We start from the raw sequence: 25,786 nt of genomic DNA, 5'->3' as shown, positions 1-25,786 counted from the left end.
CGGGCGCCGCGCCGGCCACCAGCGGGCGCGGCGCCCACCCCCTTGGCACCACCCCCGTAGTCAGGAGTTCCCCCGTGGCCATCTCGGTCTTCGACCTGTTCTCGATCGGCATCGGCCCGTCCAGCTCGCACACCGTCGGCCCGATGCGCGCGGCCGGCCTGTTCGTCCGGCGGCTGCGCAACGAGGAGCTCCTCGAGTCCGTGACCTCGGTCCGCGCGGAGCTGTACGGCTCGCTCGGCGCCACCGGCCACGGCCACGGCACGCCCAAGGCGGTCCTGCTCGGTCTGGAGGGCGACTCCCCGCGCACGGTGGACGTGGAGACCGCCGACGAGCGGGTCGAGGCGATCAGGACCGGCGGCCGGCTGAACCTGCTCGGCGAGCACGAGATCGCCTTCTCCTTCGACGACGACATGGTCCTGCACCGCCGCAAGGCACTGCCGTACCACGCCAACGGCATGACCCTGTGGGCGTACGACGCCTCGGGCGCGGAGCTGCTGACGAAGACGTACTACTCGGTGGGCGGCGGGTTCGTCGTCGACGAGGACGCCGTCGGCGCGGACCGCATCAAGCTCGACGACACCGTGCTGAAGTACCCCTTCCGCACCGGTGACGAGCTGCTGCGCCTCACCGAGGAGACCGGCCTGTCCATCTCCGCGCTGATGCTGGAGAACGAGCGGGCCTGGCGCACCGAGGAGGAGATCCGCGAGGGGCTGCTGGAGATCTGGCGCGTGATGCAGGCGTGCGTGGCGCGCGGCATGTCCCGCGAGGGCATCCTGCCCGGCGGTCTGAAGGTGCGCCGCCGGGCCGCCAACACCGCCCGCAAGCTGCGCTCCGAGGGCGACCCGCAGGCCCTGGCCATGGAGTGGATCACCCTCTACGCGATGGCCGTGAACGAGGAGAACGCGGCCGGTGGCCGGGTCGTCACGGCCCCCACGAACGGCGCGGCCGGCATCATCCCGGCGGTGCTGCACTACTACGTGAACTTCGTGCCGGGCGCCGACGAGGAGGGCGTGGTCCGCTTCCTGCTCGCCGCGGGCGCGATCGGCATGCTGTTCAAGGAGAACGCCTCGATCTCCGGCGCCGAGGTCGGCTGCCAGGGCGAGGTCGGCTCCGCCTGCTCGATGGCCGCGGGAGCCCTCGCGGAGGTCCTCGGCGGCTCGCCCGAGCAGGTCGAGAACGCGGCCGAGATCGGCATGGAGCACAATCTCGGGCTCACCTGCGACCCGGTCGGCGGGCTGGTCCAGATCCCGTGCATCGAGCGCAACGGCATGGCGGCGGTCAAGGCCGTCACCGCCGCGCGCATGGCGATGCGCGGCGACGGCTCCCACAAGGTGTCCCTGGACAAGGTCATCAAGACGATGAAGGAAACCGGCGCCGACATGTCGGTCAAGTACAAGGAGACGGCCCGGGGCGGGCTGGCGGTGAACATCATCGAGTGCTGAGCCGGCCGGACGGCACGGCCCGCTCGCGTCTCACATCGCGAGAGGGCCGTACCGCGAAACAAGATGGCTGACATCGTTGTACGTGCCATGTTTCGCGCGTGAAAGACCGATCGATGTCCGCTCCCGCCTCCGGTTCCGCCCCGGCCCCCGTCAACCCGCGTTCGCGCGTTCTCGTCGCCAGCCTCATCGGGACGACGATCGAGTTCTACGACTTCTACATCTACGCGACCGCCGCGGTGCTCGTCTTCCCGCAGCTGTTCTTCCCGAGCAGCGACCCGACCACCGCGCTGCTGTCGTCCTTCGCGGTCTTCGGCGCAGCGATGGTCGCCCGGCCGGTCGGGGCCGTCGTCTTCGGGCACCTCGGTGACCGGCTCGGCCGCAAGAAGACCCTCGTCGCCTCCCTGCTGACCATGGGCGTCGCCACGTTCCTCATCGGCGTGCTGCCCACCTACGCCCAGGCCGGCTGGGTGGCGACCGCGCTGCTGGTGCTGATGCGGCTCGCGCAGGGCTTCGCGCTCGGCGGCGAGTGGAGCGGCGCGGCCCTGGTCGCCACCGAGAACGCCCCGCGCGGCAAGCGGGCCCTGTACGGCACCTTCCCGCAACTGGGCGCCCCGTTCGGGTTCATCATCGGCAACGGGCTGTTCCTGGTCATGGGCGCGCTGCTGCCGTCCGCGGCGGGCGCCGACCCCTCGCAGCCCTCGGACGCCTTCGTCAGCTGGGGCTGGCGGGTGCCGTTCCTCTTCTCCGCCGTGATGGTCGCCATCGGGCTGTGGGTGCGCTCGCGGCTCGTCGAGTCGGCGGTGTTCACCAGGACCCGTGCCACGGGCGGCGTGCGGCGGCTGCCGCTGGCCACGGTGGTGCGCAGTCACGGCAGGCAGCTGGTCCTCGGCACGTTCATCATGCTGGCGACCTACGTGCTCTTCTACCTGATGACCACGTTCTCGCTGAGCTACGGACGCACTCCCGAGGACGCCGCCGTGCCCGGCCTGGGCTACGACTACACCACGTTCGTCCTCATGATGATCTTCGGTGTGCTGTTCTTCGCCGCGTTCACCCTGGTCTCCGGCCCCCTCGCGGACCGCTACGGGCGGCGCACCACCCTCGTCTGGATCACCGCCGCGATCGTCGTCTTCGGGCTGGTCTGGGTGCCGCTGATCGGGCTGGGCACGCCGGGCGTGGTGCTGTGGCTCGTGCTGGGCTTCACCCTGATGGGCCTGACCTTCGGTCCGATGGGCGCGCTGCTGCCCGAGCTGTTCCCGACCAGCGTCCGCTACACCGGGTCGGGCATCTCGTACAACGTCAGTTCGATCCTGGGGGCGGCGGTCGCCCCGTTCATCGCCGTGGCGCTCTGGGAGACCGGGGACGGCTCGCCGTGGCTGGTGGGCGTCTACCTGTCGGCGATGGCACTGCTCACGCTGGTCGCGCTCCTGCTCGGCAAGGAGACCAGGCACGTCTCCCTGGACGACGGGGAGACCGGTCCGGCCGGAGCGGAGGACCGCCCCGCCCCGGCCGCCTCCCCCGCCTCCTGACGCGGCCCGGCGCTCACCACCGCCGGGCCGCGAGCCTCCGCGCGCCCGGCGTACGGCCGTCTCCGGCGGGCATACAACAACCCTCCACCCGAGTGCACTTCCGCCCCACCGGAACCCGAGGGAGCCCCCCATGCTGCGCGGAATCGACGTGAGCGCCTACCAGTCCTCGTCCTACTCCACGGAGGGCCTGTCCTTCGTCTTCGTCAAGGCGACGGAGGGCCGGTCCTACGTCAATCCCAGGCTGGCCGCGCAGACGAAGCGGGCGCGGGACGCCGGACTGGTCGTCGGCTTCTACCACTTCCTGTGGCCCGGCAACCTCACCGACCAGGCCGAGTACTTCCTCGGCAGGGCGCCGGACCGGGCGGGCGACGTCCTCGCCGTCGACTGGGAGAGGACCGGCGACGGGACGCGCGCGAGCAACGCCGAGAAGGACCGCTTCCTGCGCAAGCTGAAGGAACTGCGGCCGGACAACCGGGTGGTGCTCTACTGCAACCGCGACTTCTGGCTCAACGTCGACACGACCTCCTACGCGGGCGACGGTCTGTGGATCGCCGACTACGTGAGCGCGGGCAAGCCCCGGATCAAGGCGACGTGGCGCTTCCACCAGTACACCGACGACCCCTTGGACAAGAACGTCGCCGCCTTCGAGAGCAAGGCGGCCCTGCGCGCGTGGGCCGACGGCGCGTGAGCGGGCCCTAGGTCGTGTCCGCAAAGTCCCGTCGTTCGCCCGGAGGGCGGGCCCCGCGGCGTCTGGTGCGTGCTCTCGGCGTGCCGGGCGGAGTCCCTCGTACTGGATCGTACTTGGGGCTTCGTCCGGTGCGGCGAGAGTGCGTGCCAGGCGTCGCGGGGCAGGCGGGACTTTGCGGACACGACCTAGCCGCGGAAGTCCGCCGTGCGCTCCGGGGACGCCTCCGCGAGTGCCTTGACGACCTCGTCCGTGCCGGCGCGCAGCCCGTAGACCGGGGTGCCGGGCTGCTGGCGCCAGGAGTCGTCGAGGCCGCCCGCGTCGACGGTGTCGAAGCCCAGCTCGTCGATCAGGGCGCGTACCGTGCGCTTGGCCTGCTCGTCGTCGCCGGCCACCGGCAGGGCCATGCGCCCGGGGTCGCCGGCCGGGCGGTGGCGGTCCAGGATGTCCTGGGCGTACGTGCCGTTGAACGCCTTGATCACGGGGTGGCCGAGCTGCCGTTCGGTCCAGCGGCTCTCGGTGAGGCCCTCGTCCTCGATCCCGGCGATGCGGCCGTCGCGCTGCTTGGGGTAGTAGTTCCCGGTGTCGACGACGGCCGCACCCTCGGCGGCGCCGTCGAGCACGCCGGAGGGCAGGTCGGGGACGGCCTTCAGCGGGATGGTCACCACGACCACCTCCGCCCCCCGGGCCGCCTCCTCGACGGGCACGGGCGTCGCGCCGGTCTCCTCGGCCAGGGCCGTCAGCGTGTGCGGGCCGCGGGAGTTGGCGACGGACACGTCGTGACCGAGAGCGGTGAGCCGCCGGGTCAGGTTGCCGCCGATGTTGCCTGCTCCGATGATGCCGATCTTCATGTCCTCGCCTCGCCCTTCCGGGGGTCGGTAACGCCGGCCAAAGGTGTGCGACCGGCGACAACCTCGGCGGCGGGCCGGCTATTCCGCTCCTCGCCCGGACGGCCGAACGCTTTCCGGGCACGCCGAGGGGCCCGGTCCGGGCGTGGACCGGGCCCCTGCCACGGCGTGCGCCGCGGCGGCCTACTTGTTCAGGTAGGCCCAGAACTCGTCGAAGCTGAGCTTCTTGTCGCCGTCCAGGTCGCGGCTCTTGATGACGACCTCGGCGACCGACTCGGTGACGTTCCAGTCGCCCGACTGCGCCAGGGCGGTCTTGAACTCGGCAGCGGTGATGTAGCCGTCACCGTCCGTATCGATCCGCTCGAACTGCTTGCGTGCTTCCTCGATGTCCGCCACCGATCCGCCCCTCTTCTCGTGCTGCGCGTCCTCGTGACGCGGGTTTGACGGAGGTCAGGTTATCCGCCCGCCGAACACGCCGGCGCGGCGACCACCGGGACGACGCGCCTCACCGGAAGACGCCGGTGTGGCCGAGGGAGTAGCGGCCGGGCTGGGGGTAGACGGCGAGGCCGTGCGGGCCGCTGCCGACCTCGATGCGGGCGAGCCGGGTGCCGGTGCGGGTGTCGAGGGCGTACACCTCGGCGTCGTAGCGGCCGGACAGCCACAGCACCTTGCCGTCGGCGGAGACGCCGCCCATGTCGGGGCTGCCGCCGCCGGGCAGTTTCCACTTCTTGGTCAGCGCGTTCCGTGTGAAGTCGAAGACGGAGATCGTGCCCTCGCCGCGGTTGGACACGTACATCTCGCGCGAGTCCCGGCTGACGTACAGGCCGTGGGTGCCCTTGCCGGTGGGCAGGAGGGTGGGTTCGGTGAACCTGTCGCCGTCGAGGACCCACATGCCGTCGGCCTTCATGTCCGCGATGTAGAACCGCTTGCCGTCGGGCGAGAGCTTCACGTCCTGCGGCATGGCGCCCTCGAACGGCAGCCGCTGCTGTGCGACGACCCGCATCCTCGCGGTGTCCACCTTGAGGAGTTCGCCGCTGAACTCGCAGGAGACGATGAAGTAGCGGCCGTCGAGGGAGAAGTCGGCGTGGTTGACGCCGTAGCAGGAGACCGGGACGGTCTTCTCGATCCTCATGGTGTGCGGGTCGCGGAAGACCAGTTCGCGGTCGAGGGAGGCCATCACGACGGCGTACTTGCCGTCGGGGGTGAAGTAGAGGTTGTAGGGGTCGTGGACGTCGACCTCCTTGCCCGCCCTGCCGGTCCTCGGGTCGATCGGGGTGAGGGTGTGGCCCCGGTTGTTGTTGACCCACAGCGTCTTGAGGTCCCAGGAGGGCACGACGTGCTGGGGCTGTCGGCCCACCTTGATCGTCTCGACGACCTCGTACGTCTTGGGGTCGATGACGGACACCGTGTCGGACTCGGTGTTGGGGACGTACACCCGGGAGGGGAAGTCCTTGACCACGGGCGACAGCCTGCCGGGGCGGTCGGCCGCGTACACGTCCCGGGGGTCGAGCACGGGCGGCATGCCGGGCAGGCCGTCGACGGGCTTCTTCTCGGGCGGGGCGGGCACGGCGGCCCGGGTGCCGCGGGTCTCGGCGGCCCGTTCCCCGCTGGGGGCGCCGCAGGCGGCGAGGACGGCGACGACGGCGCCCGCGACGAGGGCGCTCTTGGCGAGATGGCGGTGCATCGCACCATTCAAGGGGTTGATGCCCCGGAATCGGGTGATTCCTCCGTACGGCGGCCGGGTGAGGGGCGCCCCCGGCGTCCGCGGCCGTCAGCGCTCGGCGACCCGCATCTCGAACCAGGTGGTCTTGCCCCGCGGCAGCAGGTCGACGCCCCAGCGGTCGGCCAGCTTGTCGACGAGGAACAGGCCCCGGCCGCTGAGGTCCAGGTCCTGCACCGGCATCAGGCAGGGCAGTCCCCGGGACGGGTCGCGCACCTCCACCCGGATCCAGCCCCGGCGCCGGTGCATGCGGAGCCCGAAGACGCGGGCGCCGGTGTGGCGGACGGCGTTGCCGACCAGTTCGGAGACGAGCAGCACGGCGTCCTCCGTGGTCCTGGGGGTGAGCCCCCACTGGCGCAGGATCACGACCTGGGCGAGGCGCCGGGCGGTGGCCGCGGACTCGGGGCGGGACGGCAGCGGGACCTCCGCCTCCGTCGGGTTGCCGTACAACTCCAGTGCGCGCGAGGCGTGTTCGTCCTCGACCGCCGGCGACCAGCGTGCAGCGGCCGCATGGGCGTGCCCCCGCGGCTGTTCCGTACCCTCCAGCCCCGCCATGCCCCCATCATGGCCGCCGGGCATGACCGAGGAGGCCGTTCCCGGGCAACACGCACCGGGGGGCGGCCCCCCGCCACGTGGTCCGCCGGCATGTGCCAGAGGCACTTCAGGGTCGTCAGCACCCCCTCCGACCTGCTGGAACATCCCTTTTCGGGGCAATCGACGGACTCCCTCGGCCAGACGGGCTTAAGGCTGCGTTAAGGCTGCCATAAACCGCCCCTTCGAGGGACCCCGGATCAGACATCGTGTCAATTGCAAGCCCCTGGAAGGATGTTCAGAGGAACTTCGCCTTGCCCGGCCCCTCCTCGACGAAGCTGCGCATGCCGCGCTCGCGGTCCTCGGTGGCGAACAGGCCGGCGAACCAGTTCCGCTCCACCGCCAGGCCGGTGTCGATGTCCGTCTCCAGCCCGGTGTCGATCGACTCCTTGGCCGCGCGCAGCGCCAGGGCGGGCCCCTGCGCCAGCCGGGCCGCCCAGGTGTGGGCCTGCGTGTACACCTCGGCGGCGGGCACGACCCGGTCGACCAGGCCGATCCGCTCGGCCTCGTCGGCCTTGACCATCCGGCCCGTGAAGATGAGGTCCTTGGCCTTGGACGGGCCGACCAGGCGGGCCAGGCGCTGGGTGCCGCCCGCGCCGGGGATCAGGCCGAGCAGGATCTCCGGCTGGCCGAGCTTGGCGTTCTCCCCGGCGATGCGGAAGTCGGCACACAGGGCGAGTTCGCAGCCGCCGCCCAGCGCGTAGCCGGTGACGGCCGCGACGACCGGCTTGGGGATCCGGGCCACCGCGGTGAACGCGTCCTGCAGGGCGCGGGCGCGCAGGACCATCGCGGTGTGGTCCATCACCTGCATCTCCTTGATGTCCGCACCGGCCGCGAACACCTTCTCGCCGCCGTAGATCACCACGGCGCGCACGTCCTCGCGGCGCGTGGCCTCCTCGGCGAGTTCCTTGAGCCGGTCCTGCGTGGCGATGTCCAGCGCGTTCATGGGCGGTCGGTCCAGCCGGAGCGTGCCGACGCCTTCGGCGACTTCGAGAGAGACGGTCATGGGCAGCAGGTTAACGGGGATTAACGGACGGGGCCCCGGTGCGGTCCGTCACACCGGGGCCCTGCCGTCAGCTGCGGGGTGCTACTTCTTCCACTTCTCCCACGACATGTTCCAGCCGTTGAGTCCGTTGTCCGGGTCGACGGTGCGGTCCTCGGAGTTCTTGACGACCACGACGTCGCCGACCATCGAGTGGTCGAAGAACCACGCGGCGGGCACCTTCTTGTCCCAGCCGCCGCGCACGTCGCGCAGTCCGATGCAGCCGTGGCTCGCGTTGTACTCGCCGAAGGCGCCGCTCGCCCAGTAGTTGCCGTGCAGGAAGGTGCCGGAGGTGGTCAGGCGCACGGCGTGCGGGACGTCCTTGATGTCGTACTCGCCGCCGTAGCCGACGGTCTCGCCGTTCATCCGGGTCACCTTCAGCATCTCGCTGACGACCATCTGGCCGTTCCAGGTCTCCATGCCGGGCTTGCCGGTGGTGACCGGGATCGTCTTGACGGTCCTGCCGTCGCGGGTGACCTTCATCGTCAGCTTCTTGGCGTCGACGACGGAGACCTGATTGCGGCCGATGGTGAACTCGACCTTCTTGTCCTGCTCGCCGTAGACGCCGGGCCGGCCCTCGACGCCGTCGAGGCCGAAGTCGACGGTCACCTTGGTGCCGGGCTTCCAGTACTTCTCGGGGCGGAAGTCGAGGCGGTCGTTGCCGAACCAGTGGCCCTCCACCTCGACGGCGGGTTCGGTCCTGATGCGGATGGCCCGCTCGACGTCGTCGGGGTTGGTGATGCCCCGCGAGAAGCGGACCGAGAACGGCATCCCGACCCCGACCTTCGAGCCGTCCTCCGGGGTGAAGGTGCCGATGAAGGTGTTCTTCGGGGTCAGCGTGGTGAAGTCGGCGTCCTCCGCGGCGGTGCGGCCCCCGGAGTCCTTGGCGACCGCGTGGACGGTGTACCTGGTCGCGCCGGCCAGGTGCATGGACGGCGTCCAGGTGGCGCCGTCGGCGGATATGTCGCCGTCTATCTTCTCGCCGTCGGCGTCCTTGACCAGGACCTCGGTCAGCTTGCCCTTGGCGGCGGTGACCTTCAGCGCGCCGCTGGTGTCGACGGACTTCGCGCCGTCCTTCGGGACGATGCTGACGACGGCCTCGGACTGCTTGCTCTGCGCGCTGCCCGAGTCCTTGCCCTCGCCGCCCGAGCCGGATCCCGAGCCGGTGTCCCCGCCCCCGCACGCCGTCACGGCGAACAGCAGCGCGCCCACGGCCAGTGCGAGACGTCCCTTCCTGCGCCCAACCGACGCCCCCGATATCGGTCGCCCGTTCACGTGGTTCTCCCCTCCCAGGGCCTGACCAGGCCCGCTCCCCGGCGCGTGACCCCCGCGCACCGGCGAATAGTAACCACTGGTCGCCCGGCCCCGGCGGCCCGCGATTGTCACTGTTCGGTCCCAACGGGCCGCCGGGTCAACCCGCCCCCGTGTCGGGCTACTTCACCGCACTGCCCGCCTTCCATGCATTCCAGCCCATATTCCATCCCCCGAGCCCGTTGTCGGGAGCGACCTTTTTGTCATTGCTGTTGACGACCTCGATGACGTCCCCGACGAGGCTGCGGTCGAAGAACCAGCCGGCCGGGGTGTCCGAGCCGCCGCCCTTCACATCGCGCAGTCCGATGCAGCCGTGGCTGACGTTCGTGCGGCCGAAGACCGAGCGGTGGGCCCAGTAGTTGCCGTGCAGGAACGTGCCCGAGTCGGTCAGGCGCATGGCGTGCGGCACGTCCGGGATGTCGTACTCGCCCTTGCCGTCGCGCTTCTTGAAACCGACCGTGGCGCCGTTCATCCGGGTGACGTCGAGCATCTCGGTCACCACCATCTTGCCGTTGTAGGTGGTCGTCTTCGGGGCTCCCGCCGTCACGGGCACGGTGGCCAGCGGCTCCCCGTCGCGCCGCACCTCCATGGAGTGGGCGGCGGCGTCGACGACCGAGACCTGGCTGCGGCCGACGGTGAACGCGAACGCCTTGTGCTGCAGGCCGTAGACGCCGGGTGCGCCCTCGACGTCCCGCAGCCGCAGCGAGACGGTGACCTTGGTGCCCGGCTTCCAGTAGTGCTCGGGGCGGAAGTCGAGGCGGGTGCGGCCGAACCAGTGCGGGCGGACCTCGACGGGCGGGCGGGCGGTCACGGTCACCGCGCGCTCCACGGCGGCGCGGTCGGAGATCGCCCGGTTGAACGCCAGCGAGACGATCATCCCGGTGCCGACCGTGGCGCGGTGCTCCGGGGCGACGTAGCCGATGAAGCGCTCACCCGGGACGTACGTGGTGAAGGTGGTGTGCCGGGCCGAGCGGCGACCGCCGGCGTCCACGGCCACCGCGTCGACCGTGTACTTCGCGGCCAGCGCCAGCCGGTCCTCCTCCGGCTCCCAGCTCAGGCCGTCGGCGGAGATCCGCCCGGGCACCGGGGTGTCCTGGGCGTCCTGGGAGCGCACGACCTTCACCGACTCCAGCCGCCCTCCGGACACGCGCACCCGCAGCTGCCTGCCGGGGCGCACACCCCTGCTCCCGTCGCCGGGCGAGACCTCGATGACGTCCCCGGGCGCCCGGGGCGCGCCGAAGGCACCGGCGATGCCGCCGCCGTCGTCCGAGGTACAGCCGGTGGCCCCGGCGAGGAGCCCTGCCCATGTCACTACGGCGGCCAGCGCGGCCCTCGCGCGCCGCGCGCGCCCTTGTACGTGCCTCACGGGGTGCCCAACGACCGGCCGCGCCCCCGGGAAACGACCATGCCCGCCTCCGGGGAAACGTGAGTGCGACCCATGCTCTGGGCAGAACAGTGGGGAGGACGGCGCGCAGGGGAGCCGCGGCCCGGGCCGCAGTACGAGGGCCGCACCCCCCTGTTCCCCGTCGTTCCACGAGCCGCGGGAGGCTGACAGGTGTCCAGCGCAGCCGAGCAGGAGGCGGTGGCCGGTCGTCGGGCCACCGAGGAGGGGCGCCAGGCCTCCGTGAACGGGGCGCGGAGGGCCGCGCCGCCGCCCGTCGTGCCCGCCCGGCCGGGCGCGCCGACACCGCTGGGCGCCCGGTTCCGGGCCGGCCCGGCCGGAGTGGCCGGGACCAACTTCGCGTTGTGGGCGGGCGGGGCCGAGGGGGTGGAGCTGTGCCTGTTCGACGAGGCGGGCAAGGAGTCCCGGGTGCGGCTGGCCGAACTGACCCACGGGATATGGCACGGCTTCGTGCCGGGCGTCCTGCCCGGCCAGCGCTACGGCTACCGGGTGCAGGGGCGCTGGGACCCGTGGACGGGTGCCCGCTGGAATCCCGCGAAGCTGCTCCTCGACCCCTACGCCCGGGCGGTCGACGGCGACTTCGGGCTGCCGCCCGAGGTGTACGGGCACGTCCGTGACTGGCCGCAGCAGCACGTCGCCGACACCGTGCGCGACGATCGGGACTCGGCGCCGCACGTACCGAAGGGCGTCGTCGTGCACGACGACGACGACTGGGCGGACGACCGGCGCCCCAAGACGCCCTGGGCGGACTCGGTGATCTACGAGCTGCACGTCAAGGGCTTCACGCAGCTGCACCCGGACATCCCCGGGGAACTGCGCGGCACCTACGCAGGCCTCGCCCACCCGGCCGCGATCGAGCACCTGGTGAAGCTCGGCGTGACGGCGGTGGAGCTGCTGCCGGTGCACCAGTTCGCGCACGAGGACCACCTGCTGCGCCGGAGCCTGCGCAACTACTGGGGCTACAACTCCGTCGGCTACTTCGCCCCGCACGCCGCCTACGCCGCCTCCGGCACCCGGGGCCAGCAGGTCGGCGAGTTCAAGCGGATGGTGCGCGCCCTGCACGCGGCGGGCATCGAGGTCATCCTGGACGTGGTCTACAACCACACCGCGGAGGCCGGCGAGCTGGGCCCGACACTGTCGCTGAAGGGCATCGACAACCGCGGCTACTACCGCCTCCAGGACGACGCCCGCCGCTACGCGGACTACACCGGCTGCGGCAACACCCTGCATGTGGTGCAGCCCCATGTCCTGCGCCTGATCACGGACTCGCTGCGCTACTGGGTCACCGAGATGGGTGTCGACGGCTTCCGCTTCGACCTGGCGGCGGCGCTGGCCCGCTCGATGCACGACGTCGACATGCTCTCCCCGTTCCTGGCGGTGATCGCCCAGGACCCGGTGCTGCGCCGGGTGAAGCTGATCGCCGAGCCGTGGGACGTGGGGTCGGGCGGCTACCAGGTGGGGGCGTTCCCGCCGCTGTGGACGGAGTGGAACGACCGGTACCGCAACGCCGTGCGGGACTTCTGGCGGCACGCGCTGCCGGACGTCCGCGAGATGGGCTACCGCCTGTCGGGCTCCAGCGACCTGTACGCCTGGGGCGGGCGCCGGCCCTACGCGTCGGTCAACTTCATCACCGCGCACGACGGGTTCACGCTGCGCGACCTGGTCTCCTACGAGCGCAAGCACAACGAGGCCAACGGCGAGGGCAACCGCGACGGCACGGACGACAACCGGGCCTGGAACTGCGGCGCGGAGGGCGAGACCGGCGACGAGGACGTCCTCGCCCTGCGCCGCCGGCAGCTGCGCAACCTGCTCACCACGCTGCTGCTGTCCACGGGCGTGCCCATGCTGGTCGCCGGCGACGAACTGGGCCGCACCCAGCGCGGGAACAACAACGCCTACTGCCAGGACAACGAGATCAGCTGGCTGGACTGGGGGCTGCTCGACGAGCCTGGCTGGCAGGCCCTCTTCCAGCTGACCTCCCGGCTGATCGCGCTGCGCCACCGGCACCCCGTGCTGCGCCGCCGGGCGTTCTTCTCCGGCCGGGCGCACTCCGCCGACGGGCTGCGCGACCTGGCCTGGTTCACCTCCCGGGGCACGGAGATGACCGAGCAGGACTGGTACGCGCCCGCGGCCACGCTCGGGATGTACCTGTCCGGCCGGGACATCCCGGGCCGGGACGAGCACGGGGACCAGGTCCTCGACGACAGCTTCCTGGCCGTGCTGCACGCGGGCGAGGGCCCGGTGAGCTTCGTGCTGCCGGGGCCGCCGTGGGCGGAGCGGTACGAGGTGGTCGTGGACACGAGCCTGGAGGAGCAGGGGCGGGCGCCCGGCGTCGAGCACCCGGCCGGGGTGGAGATCACGATGCCGGCCCGGGCGGTGCTGCTGCTGCGCGTGGCGGGATGACGCCCTTCGGCCGCCGTCCTCCGGCCGCACCGGTCCGGCCGCTCGAACGGGCAGGTCGTAGGACCGCGGACCGAGGCGGACCGGGCGGAAATCCGGTGGGCAGCGTCAGTGGTGAAACGTAGGCTCGCTGCTGATGTCCACTTCACCCGCCCCCGCCCCGGACCGCTCCGCCGTGCGTTCGCTGCTGCGCCTGTGGCCGTACGTGCGCCCCGTCCGGGTGCGGCTGTTCACCGCCGCGTTCGTCGCGATACTGGCCTCCTGCGTGGGGCTGGTCATCCCGCTGGTGCTGAAGTGGATGGTGGACGGGCCGATCGCCGGCCGGGACCCGGCCGGCGTGTGGCTCGGCGCGCTGTACCTGCTGCTGCTCGGGTTCGCGGAGGCCCTGCTGTTCGGGCTGCGGCGCTGGCTGGTGGCGCGCCCGCTGTCCCGGGTCGAGGCGTCGATGCGGGCGGATCTCTACCGCCATCTGCAGCGGCTGCCGGTGGCCTTCCACGACCGGTGGGCCTCGGGGCAGCTGCTGTCCCGGGGGACGACGGACCTGATGCTGCTGCGCATGTTCCTCGCCTTCCCGTTGACGTTCCTGCTGGTCAACGGGGTGACCATCGTGGTCGGCGTGGTCATCATGCTGGTCCAGGACGCCACACTCGGGCTGGTCGTCCTCGGGCCCGCGGTGCCCGTCGTCGTCATGTGCGTGATCTTCGAGAAGCGCTACGCGGCGGTGGCCCGGCGCGCCCAGGACCAGGTCGGCGACCTGACGACCGTCGTCGAGGAGAGTGTGCTCGGCATCCGCATCATCAAGGGTTTCGGCCGCCACCGCAGCCAGGCGACGGCGTTCCGGGACCTGTCGCGCACCCTGCGCGGCACGGAACTGCGCAAGGCGCGGCTGCTGGCGGCGATCTGGGGCGTGATCGTCACGCTGCCCGAGGTGGCGATCGGTGCCGCGCTGGTGGTGGGTGTCGTCCAGGTCGCCGACGGGGCGCTGTCCGCGGGGACGCTGGTGGCGTTCCTGTCGACGGCGCTGGCGCTGCGCTGGCCGGTGGAGTCGATCGGGTTCCTGCTGGCCATGAGCCAGGAGGCCGCGACCGCCACGGAGCGGTACTTCGAGGTGATGGACGAGCAGGCCGAGGGGACCGCGTCCGCCGCGTCCCCGGCGCGTACCGCCCCCGCCGGGCCGGTCCCCCGCGAGGGGGGCCTGCGCTTCCACGGCGTCACGTTCCGGTATCCCGACGCGCCACCCGGCTCCCCGCCGGTCCTGCGCGACATCGACCTGCACATCCGCCCCGGCGAGTCCATGGCCCTGGTCGGCACCACCGGCAGCGGCAAGACCACCCTCACGGCTCTCGTCCCGCGGTTCTACGAGGTCACCTCGGGGCGTATCACCCTCGACGGCACCGACATCACCGAGCTGTCCAGGGACGCCCTGCGGGCGAAGGTCGCGGTGGCGTTCGAGGAGCCCACGCTGTTCTCGGCCGCGGTGGGCGAGAACGTCCTGATGGGCGCCGGCGACACCGCCTCGGCGGCCGACCTGGAGCGCGCCCTGGCCGTGGCGCAGGCGGACTTCGTGCACGCGCTGCCGCAGGGCGCGGACACCCGGGTCGGCGAGCAGGGGCTGAGCCTGTCCGGCGGCCAGCGCCAGCGCCTGGCCCTGGCCCGGGCGGTCGTCGGGCAGCCGGAGTTCCTCGTCCTGGACGACCCGCTGTCGGCCCTGGACGTGCACACGGAGGCCGCCGTGGAGGCGGCCCTGCGGCAGGTGCTCGCGGACACCACGGCCCTGATCGTGGCGCACCGCCCGTCGACCGTGCTGCTCGCGGACCGCGTCGCCCTGCTGTCCGGCGGCCGGATCACCGCGGTCGGCACCCACCACGAACTGCTGCGCACCAGCGCCGAGTACGCGCATCTGATGGCCGGGGAGCCGGCGGGGGAAGAGGGGGACGGACGATGACGGCGGCCACCACCGCACCGGCCGACCGGCGGCCCGGGGACCCGGCGGCCGCCGGGGACCCCTTCGACCAGGACCTCCTGCCCACGCCGCCGGGCGCGACCGCCGCGCTGCTGCGTTCCCTGCTCGCGCCGATGAAGGCCCGGGTCGTGGTGACGACGCTGCTCCTGCTGGTGCAGCAGGCGGTCGTGCAGGCCGGTCCGCTGCTGGTGGCGTACGCCATCGACCGGGCCGTGCCGGCCTTCCGGGCGCAGGACCACGGGCCGTTGATGGCGGTGGGCGCCGGGTACCTGGCCTGTGCGCTGGCGGCGGGCGGGCTGCAGTTCGCGTTCGTCGCCGCGGCGGCCCGGGTCAGCCAGGACGTGCTGCTGGACCTGCGGGGCCGGATCTTCCGGCACGCGCAGTCGCTGAGCGTGGACTTCCACGAGCGCTACACCTCGGGCCGGCTCATCTCGCGCTCCACGACCGACGTGGAGTCGTTGCGCGAGCTGCTGGACGAGGGTTTGCAGGAGCTGGTGACGGTCGTCCTGTCGTTCGTCTACATCTCCGCGATGCTGCTGTGGCTGGATCTCGGCCTCGGGGGCGTGGCGGTGGCCTCGCTGGTGCCGCTGTACGCGCTCGTGCGGCTGTACCAGCGGCGGGCGGGGCGGGTGTACCGGGCGCGCTCGACCGCCATCGCCGCCGTCATCGTCCGGTTCGTCGAGACGATGAACGGCATCCGGCCGGTGCGCGCCTTCCGCCGCGAGGCGGCCAACGACGCCGAGTTCGGCGTGCTGAACCGGCGGCACGAGCGGACCAACGGCGACGCGCTGCTGGAGATGGCCCGCTACGTCACCGGCTCGCGCCTGATCGCGAACACGGCGGTGGCGGGGATCGTGCTGTGGGGCGCGCACCGGGTCGCGGACGGCACGCTCGCCCTCGGTGTGCTGGCGGCCGCCGTGCTGTACCTGCGGCGGCTGTACGACCCGATCGACCGGCTGGGGATGTTCCTCAACTCGTACCAGTCGGCGGCGGCCTCCCTGGAGAAGATCGCGGGCCTGCTGGCCCAGACCCCCTCCGTGCCCGAGCCCGCGCACCCGCGGCAGCTGCCGCCGCTGCCGGGCGAGCACCCGGGCCGCGAGGTCGTCTTCGACGGCGTGCGCTTCGCCTACCGCACGGGTGGCGAGATCCTGCCCCGCTTCGACCTGACGATCCCGGCCGGCCAGACGGTCGCGGTCGTGGGCTCCACGGGCGCGGGCAAGTCGACCCTGGCCAAGCTCCTGGCCCGGTTCTACGACCCTTCCGAGGGCCGGGTGCTGCTCGACGGCGTCGACCTGCGCGACCTGGCCGTGCCCGAGCTGCGGCGCGGGGTGGTCATGGTGACGCAGGAGGCGTTCCTGTTCTCGGGCACGGTCGCCGACAACATCGCGATCGGCCGCCCCGACGCGACCCGCGCGGAGATGGAGCAGGCGGCGAAGGCCATCGGCGCGCACGACTTCATCGCCGCGCTGCCCGACGGCTACGACACCGACGTCCGCAAGCGGGGTGGGCGCATTTCGGCCGGACAGCGTCAACTGGTGGCGTTCGCACGGGCGTTGCTCGCCGACCCGGCGGTGCTGATCCTCGACGAGGCGACCAGCTCGCTGGACGTCCCGGGCGAGCGCGCGGTGCAGCGGGCGATGGCGACGGTGCTGAAGGGCCGTACGGCGGTGGTGATCGCGCACCGGCTGTCCACGGTCGAGATCGCGGACCGCGTCCTGGTGATGGAGCGGGGATCGATCGTCGAGGACGGCACCCCGGCCGAACTCGTCGCCGGTACGGGCAGGTTCGCGGACCTGCACCGGGCCTGGCGGGACAGCCTGGTGTAGGCCGGGACGGCCGGTTCGATCCGGCCCGCCCCGGCCCGCCCCGGCCCGTCCACCCCGGCCCGTCCGGCGTCACGTCCGGCCCGTCACGTCCGGCCCGGCCGGGCGAAGCGTTCGTATAGCGAACATGAACTTCCGGTCAACGAACCGTTTCCGGCCATAGTGTTGACGCGCTCCTGACAGAAAGCGCGGTCCCCTGCCACGCTTCCGTGGCGACTGCTCCACAGCTACCCCACAGCAACACCTCCACCTCCCCAGGCCGGGCGACCCCCGGTCCCGCAGAAGGAGTCCGTGTTGAGAAGCAGTTCCTCGCGCAGAGCCACCTCCCACAGACCCGCCGCCCGCACCGGCCGCACCGCGGCCGTGGCCCTGGCCGGCGTCGCCGCGCTGATCGCCGCCGCCGTCCAGAGCGGATCCGCCGTCGCGGCCCCGGCGAAGGCACCGTCGGCCGCGAGCAAGGCGAACCCCGGGTCCGAGTCGGTCAAGCTGACCCCCGCCCAGCGCGCCGCGCTGATACGGGACGCCGACGCCGCCACGGCGCAGACGGCGAAGAAGCTGGGCCTCGGGGCCAAGGAGAAGCTGGTCGTCCGGGACGTGGTCAAGGACCGCGACGGCACGGTCCACACCCGCTACGAGCGCACCTACGACGGACTGCCCGTCCTCGGCGGGGACCTGGTGGTCGAGACGGCGAAGTCCGGTGCGACCAGGGACGTCGTCAAGGCGACCCGGGCCGCCGTGAAGCCGGCCACCACCACCGCCGCGCTGCCGGCCGCCAAGGCCGAGAAGCAGGCGCTGGCGGCCGCCAAGGCGGACGACGCCAGGAGCGCGGACGTCGACAAGGCGCCGCGCAAGGTGGTCTGGGCCGCGAGCGGCAAGCCGGTCCTCGCCTACGAGACCGTCGTCGGCGGACTCCAGAAGGACGGCACCCCGAACGAGCTGCACGTCGTCACCGACGCGGCCACCGGCGAGAAGCTCTACGAGTACCAGGGCATCGAGACCGGCACCGGCAACACCATGTACAGCGGCACCGTGACGCTGGGCACCACGCAGTCGGGGTCGACGTACAACCTGACCGACGGCGCGCGCGGCGGGCACAAGACGTACAACCTCAACCGCGGCACCTCCGGCACCGGCACGCTCTTCTCCGGACCGGACGACGTCTGGGGCAACGGCAGCCCCTCCAACGCGGAGACCGCGGGCGCCGACGCCCACTACGGGGCCGCGCTGACGTGGGACTACTACAAGAACGTGCACGGGCGCAGCGGCATCCGTGGCGACGGCGTGGGCGCCTACTCCCGCGTCCACTACGGCAACAACTACGTCAACGCCTTCTGGTCCGACAGCTGCTTCTGCATGACCTACGGCGACGGCTCGGGCAACACGCACCCGCTGACGTCGATCGACGTGGCCGGCCACGAGATGACGCACGGCGTCACCTCCAACACCGCGGGCCTGGTCTACAGCGGCGAGTCCGGCGGCCTGAACGAGGCGACCAGCGACATCTTCGGCTCGACCGTCGAGTTCTACGCCAACAACTCCTCCGACGTCGGTGACTACCTCATCGGCGAGGAGATCGACATCAACGGCGACGGCAGCCCGCTGCGCTACATGGACAAGCCCAGCAAGGACGGGGCCTCCAAGGACGCCTGGTACTCGGGCATCGGCTCGATCGACGTGCACTACTCGTCGGGTCCCGCCAACCACTTCTTCTACCTGCTGAGCGAGGGCAGCGGCACCAAGACGATCAACGGTGTCACGTACAACTCGCCCACCTCGGACGGCCTTCCGGTCACCGGCATCGGCCGCGACAAGGCGGAGAAGATCTGGTTCCGCGCGCTCACCACGAAGTTCACCTCGAACACCAACTACGCGGCCGCCCGCACCGGCACCCTCGCGGCCACCGGTGAGCTGTACGGCGCGGACAGCGCCGAGTACAAGGCGGTCCAGGACGCCTGGGCGGGCGTCAACGTAGGCACCCGCTCCGGCGGCGGAGGCGGCGGGGGCACCTCGTTCGAGAACACCGCCGACGTGGCGATCCCGGACCGCGGCTCGGCGGTCACGTCCTCGATCACCGTCTCCGGACGGACGGGCAACGCGCCGTCCAACCTCCAGGTCGCCGTGGACATCGTCCACACCTACATCGGCGACCTCAAGGTGGAGCTGGTCGCCCCCGACGGCTCGGCCTACACCCTCAAGGCCTACGGCACCGGCGGGAGCGCGGACAACATCAACACCACCTACACGGTGAACGCCTCCTCCGAGGTGGCCAACGGCGTCTGGAAGCTGCGGGTCCAGGACAACGCGGCCGCCGACACCGGCTACATCAACAGCTGGAAGCTGACCTTCCCGTAAATCGGCAGGTCGCAGGCCCGAGTCAGGGCGTCGCCCCGGTGGGTTCGAATCCCCCGGGGCGGCGCCCGTTTCCCGTGTAGGGGGCAACCATGCGCCGTCGATTTCCGGCCAACATCACTCGTCACTCCTGACATGTACGCGTCTTCGGTGCCAGTCTTCCCCCACCCGCCGCACAGCACCGCAGCTTCCCCCACACCTAGGAGCCTGTGTGTCCACCCCTCGTTACTCGCGTCGTAAGCGCGCCACGCTGGCCATCGCCACCGCCGTCGCCTCCGGCGCCCTCCTCACCACCGGCCTCGCCTCGGGCAGCAGCGTCGCCGCCGACTCGGCGAGCACGCCGGCCGCCGCGCCCGTGCTGCTCTCCGCGCCCGCCCGCACCGCGCTCATCCAGGACCAGCAGGCCGGCGCCGCCCGGACCGCCGACGCGATAGGCCTCGGCGCCCGGGAGGACCTCGTCGTCAAGGACGTCGTGAAGGACGCCGACGGCACCGTCCACACCCGCTACGAGCGCACCTACGCGGGCCTGCCGGTCCTCGGCGGCGACCTCGTGGTGCACACCGCGAAGTCCGGGGCCGCCAAGGGCGTCACCAGAGCGACGAAGGCCGCGATCAAGGTCGCCTCGCTCAAGCCCGCGGTCGCCGCCGCCAAGGCCGAGAAGCAGGCCCTGACCCTGGCCGAGGCGGCCGGCTCGGAGAAGACCGAGGCCGAGTCCGCGCCGCGCAAGGTGATCTGGGCCGCGACCGGCAAGCCGGTCCTCGCCTACGAGACCGTGGTCGGCGGCCTCCAGGAGGACGGCACCCCGAACGAGCTGCACGTCGTCACCGACGCGGCCACCGGCAAGAAGCTGTACGAGTACCAGGCCGTCGAGACCGGCACCGGCAACACCACCTACAGCGGCCAGGTCACGCTGAGCACCACCAAGTCGGGCACCTCGTACAACCTCACCGACGGCACCCGCGGCGGGCACAAGACGTACAACCTCAACCGCGGCACCTCCGGCACCGGCACCCTCTTCTCCGGCGCCGACGACATCTGGGGCAACGGCAGCCCCTCGAACGCGGAGACCGCCGGCGCCGACGCCCACTACGGGGCCCAGGTCACCTGGGACTTCTACAAGAGCGCCTTCGGCCGCAGCGGCATCCGGGGCGACGGCAAGGCCGCCTACTCCCGCGTCCACTACGGCAACAACTACGTCAACGCCTTCTGGTCCGACAGCTGCTTCTGCATGACCTACGGCGACGGGTCGGGCAACGCCAACCCGCTGACCTCGCTCGACGTGGCGGCCCACGAGATGAGCCACGGTCTGACCTCGGCCACCGCGGGCCTGGTCTACAGCGGCGAGTCCGGCGGCCTGAACGAGGCGACCAGCGACATCTTCGGCGCGGGCGCGGAGTTCTTCGCCAACAACTCCTCCGACATCGGTGACTACCTCATCGGCGAGGAGATCGACATCAACGGCGACGGCACGCCGCTGCGCTACATGGACAAGCCCAGCAAGGACGGGGCCTCCAAGGACGCCTGGTCCTCCGGTCTGGGCGGCGTGGACGTGCACTACTCGTCCGGCCCCGCCAACCACTTCTTCTACCTGCTGTCCGAGGGCAGCGGCGCGAAGACCATCAACGGCGTGTCCTACAACTCCCCCACGTCCAACGGCTCCACGGTCACCGGCATCGGCCGCACCAAGGCGCTGCAGATCTGGTACAAGGCGCTGACGACGTACATGACGTCGACGACGAAGTACGCGCAGGCCCGCACGGCGACGCTGAACGCCGCGTCGGCCCTGTACGGCGCGTCCAGCACCGAGTACAAGGCGGTCGCGGCCGCCTGGTCCGCCGTGAACGTCGGCTGACCGAGGCACGACCCTGGGGCGGTACCCGGACCGAACGCCGGTCCGGGTACCGCCCTAGTCTTGGTGACCATGTCTTCCGAGGACTTCAGCTACGCCGATGTCGGCGCCACCCGCGACGAGGGCTTCTGCCCGCCGGGCTTCCGTCCCCTGCACGTGCGAACCCGGCTGGGCGAGGGCGAGGACGTCTTCCGCCGGGCCTCGGAGGCCGTCCTGACCTGGGAGATGCACCGGGCCATGGGCGTGGGGCTCGACGCGAGCGCGGACCGGGCGGCCCCCGGCGTGGACGTCACCGTCACCCTGGCCGGCATGATCAAGGCCCCCTGCCGCGTGGTGTGGACCGTGGAGGAGCCCCGCCGCGCCGGCTGGGCGTACGGCACGCTGCCCGGCCACCCGGAGTGCGGCGAGGAGTCCTTCGTGGTGCACCGCACCGGGGACGGCACGGTGTGGCTGACGGTGCACGCCTTCAGCCGCGCCGCCAAGTGGTACGCGAAGGCCGGCGGCCCCGCGACGCGCGGCTTCCAGCACGCGTACGCCCGCAGGTGCGGCACCGTTCTGCGCGACCTCGCGACGCAGGGTGGTGAGTCGCCCTAAGGGGCGCGGGGAACTGCGCGAGCAACCCCCACGCGCCCGCACCGACACTCAACGCATCAACAACCCCGCAGCCGCCACCAGCTCCTCGGACGGACCGGCCACAAGCCCCAACTCCGCGCTGGAGGCCATCAGCCGATGCGCGGGCAGGATCCGCACCGTGTACCCGAAGGGCCCGGTGCGATCCAACGACAAGGGCCCTTCATAGACCCAGCGCCCGTCCCGGTCGGCAGACCCCACCGGCTTCAGCGGCACCACCGTCGCGTCGCCGATCCGGTCCTGCTCGTCCACCCGCCCCGAGACCACCTGGACCTCCACGTCGTCGGGTCCGAGCTCCCCGAGCCCGACCCGCACCCGCAGCCCCAGCGTCGTGCCCAGCTCGGCCAGGGCCTCGGAGGCCGACGTCTCCACGTGGTCGACGGTGACGCCCGGCCAGGCCGCGCGTACCCGTGCCTTCCACTCGGCGAGCTCCCGTGCGGTGTCCGGCCCCAGGGCGCGGTGGGCGACGGCCGCCGGCGCGTAGAGCCGCTCGACGTACTCCCGGACCATCCGCCCGGCCAGGACCTTCGGCCCGAGCGAACCCAGCGTGTGCCGGACCATCTCGATCCAGCGGTCGGGCAGGCCGCTGCGCCCGCGCTCGTAGAAGCGGGGCGTCACCCGCTGCTCCAGCAGGTCGTACAGCGCCGCGGCCTCTATGTCGTCGCGGTGGTCCGGGTCGGTCCCGGCGCCGTCGGCCGTGGGGATGGCCCAGCCGAAGTCCGGCTGGAACCACTCGTCCCACCAGCCGTCCAGGACGGACAGGTTGAGGCACCCGTTGAGCGCGGCCTTCATGCCCGAGGTGCCGCAGGCCTCCAGTGGCCTGAGCGGGTTGTTCAGCCAGATGTCGCAGCCCGGGTAGAGCTTCTGCGCCATCGCCATGCCGTAATCGGGCAGGAACACGATCCGGTGGCGCACCCGCGGGTCGTCCGTGAACCGCACCAGCTCCTGCACCAGCCGCTTGCCGCCGTCGTCGGCCGGGTGCGCCTTGCCGGCGACGACGATCTGGATCGGCCGCTCGGGGTGCAGCAGCAGGTCCATCAGCCGGTCCCGGTCGCGCAGCATCAGCGTCAGGCGCTTGTACGACGGCACGCGCCGGGCGAAGCCGATGGTCAGCACGTCCGGGTCGAGCACACCGTCGATCCAGCCCAACTCGGCCGTACCGGCGCCGCGCTGGCGCCACGAGGCCCGCAGCCGCTCGCGGACCTCCTCGACGAGCTGCTCGCGCAGCACCCGCCGCAAATCCCAGATGTCCTGGTCGGGGATGTCGGCCACCGAGTCCCAGCGCTCCGAGCCGCCGACCGTCAGGGCGTCCTCGGCGCGCTGGACACCGATCTGCCGGGCGCCGAGCCGGAACACCTCGGGCGCGACCCAGGTGGGGGCGTGCACCCCGTTGGTGACGGAGGTGATCGGCACCTCGTCGGCGTCGAACCCGGGCCACAGGCCGGAGAACATCTCGCGGCTGACGTTGCCGTGCAGCAGCGACACGCCGTTGGCGCGCTGGGCCAGGCGCAGGCCCATCACGGCCATGTTGAACAGGTTGGGCTCCCCGCCCGGGTAGGACTCCATGCCCAGCCGCAGGACGCGGTCGACGTCGATGCGGGGCAGTTCGGCGTCGGGGCCGAAGTGCCGGGCGACCAGCTCCCGGTCGAAGCGGTCGATGCCGGCCGGCACGGGCGTGTGGGTGGTGAAGACGGTCCCGGCCCGGACCGCCTCCAGCGCCGAGTCGAAGTCGGAACCGCCGTCGCACAGTTCGGCGATGCGCTCCAGGCCGAGGAACCCGGCGTGCCCCTCGTTGGTGTGGAACACCTCCGGCGCGGGGTGGCCGGTCAGCCGGCAGTACGTCCGTACCGCCCGGACCCCTCCTATGCCGAGGAGCATCTCCTGCAGCAGCCGGTGCTCGCTGCCGCCGCCGTAGAGCCGGTCGGTCACGCCGCGCTCGCCGAGGTCGTTCTCCTCGACGTCGGAGTCCAGCAGCAGCAGCGGGACCCGGCCGACCTGCGCGAGCCAGATCCGGGCGTGCAGCTGCCGGCCGCCGGGCAGGGCGAGGGCGACCTGGGCGGGGGTGCCGTCGGGCTCCTCGAGCTGGGCGACGGGCAGCTCGTTGGGGTCCAGGACCGGGTAGTGCTCCTGCTGCCAGCCGTCCCGGGACAGGGTCTGGCGGAAGTAGCCGTGCCGGTAGAGCAGGCCGACGCCGATCAGCGGGACGCCGAGGTCACTGGCCGCCTTGAGGTGGTCCCCTGCCAGGATGCCCAGGCCGCCCGAGTACTGCGGCAGGGCGGCCGTGATGCCGAACTCGGGTGAGAAGTAGGCGATGGCGGCGGGCAGGGGCTCGGTCTGCGCCTGGTACCAGCGGTCGCCGGTGGTGTAGTCGTGCAGGTCGCCCGCGGCCGCGGCGAGGCGGCGCAGGAAGCGGCGGTCCCCGGCCAGCTCGGCGAGGCGCGCGGGCGGCACGCTCCCCAGCAGGCGGACCGGGTCGCCCCCCGAGGCGGACCAGCGCCCGGGGTCGACGGACTGGAACAGGTCACGGGTCTCGGCATGCCACGACCAGCGCAGGTTGCGGGCGAGATCGCTGAGCGGCCTGAGGGGTTCGGGGAGCACGGGTCGGACGGTGAACCGACGGATCGCCTTCACTTTCCACCTCGTCACGCTGGGCTTCGACACAGGGCTTCATCGACGTCGTCTACGACACTACCGGCGTCGGCGCCGCGTCCGCTGAGGCTCTGCGGCCGGACCCCCGATCGGCCTGAACGGCACCGCCCGCGGACATGGCCGGAACCGTTCCCCCGCCGTTGCCCCGGTGGTGCACGCGTCACGGGAGGCGGCTTCCGGCGCAGGGGCTTCCGTCGGCCGCGCGCGCCGTGCCGCGTCGGTCGTGCGCCGGAGCGGCCGGGGGGCGCGAACCAAGGGGCGATCGGCTGCGGGGGGTGCGAAACCGGCCTTCTGCGGGTGGCGTCGAGCGCCGGCCCTCCTGGCCGGGGAGGCGTCGCCGGCACGTTCCCGTCCGCCGCGGGGGGCAACTCTGCCGGGTACCGCCTCGGCGCCGGTTCATGCCGTGAGGACGGTCGCACTCCGGCCGACGACCCCGTCGTCGGCGACTGCGGCGCAGGTCGGCGGGGGTGTGGCCGCCTCGACGTCGACCGCGGGGAAGGCGCTCGCCGACGGACGTTGATCGGACAAGTTACTGCGCGAAGGACGGGGGTAGGGCGAAGGAGCGGCCACTCGGAAGGCCGGTCCCGTGTGCCCCGGAGGAGGCCGGTCTTGTGTGTCGACATACGCGTGAGTAGTTAACAAAGTGCCGGATTGCCCACCCGAACAGGGTGGGAAGGCTCCAGCGGGTACTCCTCTCGGGAACACCACGCAGGACCCACCTCCCCACAGTCATCCGCCCACCCACGTTGACGCGGACAGGAGCGGTCATGCCCGCCAAGCACCACTCGCCAGCACCCCCGAACCGCCGCACCACCGGGGCGCGCGCACCCGGCGGCGACACACGCCCCGCGCGCCCGGCGGACGCCGGTCCCCCGGCCCCGCCACCGCCGTCCGGGAGCGGGGAGACGGCGGTCGGGCGCATACCCGTCCTCGACGTCCGTCCCGCCGTCCTGGGCGGGCGCCGCCCGGCGAAGGCCGTCACCGGCGAGAGCTTCGAGGTCTCGGCGACCGTGTTCCGGGAGGGGCACGACGCGGTGGCCGCCAATGTCGTTCTGAAGGACCCCGAGGGCCGTCCCGGCCCATGGACGCCGATGCGGGAGCTGGCGCCCGGGACGGACCGGTGGGGTGCGACCGTCACGGCCGGGGAACCCGGACGGTGGACGTTCACGGTGGAGGCGTGGGGAGACCCCGTCAGCACCTGGCGCCACCACGCCCGGATCAAGATCCCGGCGGGCATCGACACGGACGTCGTCCTGGAGGAGGGCGCGCGCCTGTACGAGCGGGCGGCCGCCGGGGTGCCCGAGGAGGAGGGACTGCGCGACGTGATCACGGCCGCTGCCGAGGCCCTGCGGGACGAGACGCGTCCCGCGGCGTCGCGGCTGGCGGCGGCGCTGACGCCGGAGGTGGACGAGGTCCTGGCCCGGTACCCGCTGCGCGACCCCGTCACGAGCAGCGATTCGATGCCGTTGCTGGTGGAGCGGGAGCGGGCGCTGTACGGGTCGTGGTACGAGTTCTTCCCGCGGTCGGAGGGGACGGCCGAGCGTCCGCACGGC

At 72.2% G+C, this 25,786-nt stretch carries 17 protein-coding genes and 1 pseudogene; 10 read left to right on the top strand and 8 right to left on the bottom strand.

Annotated features, from left to right (window positions below):
* The first annotated feature begins 74 nt into the window (after positions 1-74).
* From ACZ4M5_RS32350 to ACZ4M5_RS32340, 3 genes are all read left to right on the top strand, one after another.
* Complete coding sequence (locus ACZ4M5_RS32350) at positions 75-1,442, top strand: L-serine ammonia-lyase (protein ID WP_467742226.1); 1,368 nt, start codon at positions 75-77, stop codon at positions 1,440-1,442.
* A 113-nt stretch (positions 1,443-1,555) separates the two neighbouring features.
* Complete coding sequence (locus ACZ4M5_RS32345; RefSeq protein ID WP_467742224.1) at positions 1,556-2,971, top strand: MFS transporter; 1,416 nt, start codon at positions 1,556-1,558, stop codon at positions 2,969-2,971.
* 130 nt (positions 2,972-3,101) lie between these two features.
* Complete coding sequence (locus tag ACZ4M5_RS32340) at positions 3,102-3,659, top strand: glycoside hydrolase family 25 protein (protein ID WP_467742222.1); 558 nt, start codon at positions 3,102-3,104, stop codon at positions 3,657-3,659.
* 185 nt (positions 3,660-3,844) lie between these two features.
* Here ACZ4M5_RS32340 and ACZ4M5_RS32335 read toward each other — a convergent pair.
* The 7 genes and pseudogenes from ACZ4M5_RS32335 to ACZ4M5_RS32305 all read right to left on the bottom strand — a co-directional run.
* Positions 3,845-4,516: pseudogene (locus ACZ4M5_RS32335) on the bottom strand (NADPH-dependent F420 reductase); the annotation flags it as partial.
* A 171-nt stretch (positions 4,517-4,687) separates the two neighbouring features.
* Complete coding sequence (locus ACZ4M5_RS32330) at positions 4,688-4,900, bottom strand: EF-hand domain-containing protein (protein ID WP_467742220.1); 213 nt, start codon at positions 4,898-4,900, stop codon at positions 4,688-4,690.
* A 109-nt stretch (positions 4,901-5,009) separates the two neighbouring features.
* On the bottom strand, positions 5,010-6,188 hold the full coding sequence (locus ACZ4M5_RS32325; RefSeq protein ID WP_467742218.1) for a YncE family protein: 1,179 nt from the start codon (positions 6,186-6,188) through the stop codon (positions 5,010-5,012).
* 87 nt (positions 6,189-6,275) lie between these two features.
* Positions 6,276-6,779 (bottom strand): ATP-binding protein, encoded by a 504-nt coding sequence (locus tag ACZ4M5_RS32320; protein ID WP_467742216.1) that lies wholly within the window; start codon positions 6,777-6,779, stop codon positions 6,276-6,278.
* A gap of 274 nt (positions 6,780-7,053) precedes the next feature.
* The gene (locus ACZ4M5_RS32315) at positions 7,054-7,821 is read right to left on the bottom strand and encodes an enoyl-CoA hydratase/isomerase family protein (RefSeq protein ID WP_467742214.1); all 768 of its coding nucleotides are present in this window, start codon (positions 7,819-7,821) and stop codon (positions 7,054-7,056) included.
* A gap of 81 nt (positions 7,822-7,902) precedes the next feature.
* Positions 7,903-9,132, bottom strand: coding sequence for a L,D-transpeptidase (locus tag ACZ4M5_RS32310; protein WP_467742212.1), 1,230 nt, complete (start codon positions 9,130-9,132; stop codon positions 7,903-7,905).
* 157 nt (positions 9,133-9,289) lie between these two features.
* Positions 9,290-10,534, bottom strand: coding sequence for a L,D-transpeptidase (locus ACZ4M5_RS32305; RefSeq protein ID WP_467742210.1), 1,245 nt, complete (start codon positions 10,532-10,534; stop codon positions 9,290-9,292).
* Between the two features lie 189 nt (positions 10,535-10,723).
* Here ACZ4M5_RS32305 and glgX point away from each other — a divergent pair, with 189 nt between their 5' ends.
* From glgX to ACZ4M5_RS32275, 6 genes are all read left to right on the top strand, one after another.
* On the top strand, positions 10,724-12,973 hold the full coding sequence (glgX, locus tag ACZ4M5_RS32300) for a glycogen debranching protein GlgX (RefSeq protein ID WP_467742208.1): 2,250 nt from the start codon (positions 10,724-10,726) through the stop codon (positions 12,971-12,973).
* Between the two features lie 133 nt (positions 12,974-13,106).
* Positions 13,107-14,915: an ABC transporter ATP-binding protein gene (locus ACZ4M5_RS32295; protein WP_467742206.1), complete on the top strand. Its 1,809-nt coding sequence runs from the start codon at positions 13,107-13,109 to the stop codon at positions 14,913-14,915.
* On the top strand, positions 14,912-16,759 hold the full coding sequence (locus ACZ4M5_RS32290) for an ABC transporter ATP-binding protein (RefSeq protein ID WP_467742204.1): 1,848 nt from the start codon (positions 14,912-14,914) through the stop codon (positions 16,757-16,759). The genes ACZ4M5_RS32295 and ACZ4M5_RS32290 overlap by 4 nt, the downstream gene beginning before the upstream one ends.
* Positions 16,760-17,050: 291 nt before the next feature.
* A complete protein-coding gene (locus ACZ4M5_RS32285) occupies positions 17,051-19,108 on the top strand; it encodes a M4 family metallopeptidase (protein ID WP_467742202.1) in 2,058 nt (685 codons plus the stop codon).
* A 208-nt stretch (positions 19,109-19,316) separates the two neighbouring features.
* The gene (locus ACZ4M5_RS32280) at positions 19,317-20,957 is read left to right on the top strand and encodes a M4 family metallopeptidase (protein WP_467742200.1); all 1,641 of its coding nucleotides are present in this window, start codon (positions 19,317-19,319) and stop codon (positions 20,955-20,957) included.
* A gap of 69 nt (positions 20,958-21,026) precedes the next feature.
* Positions 21,027-21,548 (top strand): DUF1990 domain-containing protein, encoded by a 522-nt coding sequence (locus ACZ4M5_RS32275; RefSeq protein WP_467742198.1) that lies wholly within the window; start codon positions 21,027-21,029, stop codon positions 21,546-21,548.
* Between the two features lie 48 nt (positions 21,549-21,596).
* Here the strand turns inward: ACZ4M5_RS32275 and ACZ4M5_RS32270 are convergent, their stop codons facing one another.
* A complete protein-coding gene (locus tag ACZ4M5_RS32270) occupies positions 21,597-24,215 on the bottom strand; it encodes a glycosyltransferase family 1 protein (RefSeq protein WP_467742196.1) in 2,619 nt (872 codons plus the stop codon).
* Positions 24,216-25,000: 785 nt separating this feature from the next.
* On the opposite strand from ACZ4M5_RS32270, the gene ACZ4M5_RS32265 reads away from it, so the two are divergent.
* On the top strand, positions 25,001-25,786 hold a 786-nt coding region (locus ACZ4M5_RS32265; protein ID WP_467742194.1), incomplete at its 3' end, for a maltotransferase domain-containing protein.

Source organism: Streptomyces sp. NPDC026246 (genome assembly GCF_055567995.1).
This window is presented reverse-complemented; position numbering and strand designations above follow the sequence as displayed.

What these genes read in the sequence shown, in the direction of transcription:
- ACZ4M5_RS32320 (WP_467742216.1), bottom strand. Translation starts at nt 6,779, where the DNA reads ATGGCGGGGCTGGAGGGTACGGAACAGCCGCGGGGGCACGCCCATGCG.
- ACZ4M5_RS32340 (WP_467742222.1), top strand. Translation starts at nt 3,102, where the DNA reads ATGCTGCGCGGAATCGACGTGAGCGCCTACCAGTCCTCGTCCTACTCC.
- ACZ4M5_RS32345 (WP_467742224.1), top strand. Translation starts at nt 1,556, where the DNA reads ATGTCCGCTCCCGCCTCCGGTTCCGCCCCGGCCCCCGTCAACCCGCGT.
- ACZ4M5_RS32315 (WP_467742214.1), bottom strand. Translation starts at nt 7,821, where the DNA reads ATGACCGTCTCTCTCGAAGTCGCCGAAGGCGTCGGCACGCTCCGGCTG.
- ACZ4M5_RS32290 (WP_467742204.1), top strand. Translation starts at nt 14,912, where the DNA reads ATGACGGCGGCCACCACCGCACCGGCCGACCGGCGGCCCGGGGACCCG.
- ACZ4M5_RS32295 (WP_467742206.1), top strand. Translation starts at nt 13,107, where the DNA reads ATGTCCACTTCACCCGCCCCCGCCCCGGACCGCTCCGCCGTGCGTTCG.
- ACZ4M5_RS32275 (WP_467742198.1), top strand. Translation starts at nt 21,027, where the DNA reads ATGTCTTCCGAGGACTTCAGCTACGCCGATGTCGGCGCCACCCGCGAC.
- ACZ4M5_RS32325 (WP_467742218.1), bottom strand. Translation starts at nt 6,188, where the DNA reads ATGCACCGCCATCTCGCCAAGAGCGCCCTCGTCGCGGGCGCCGTCGTC.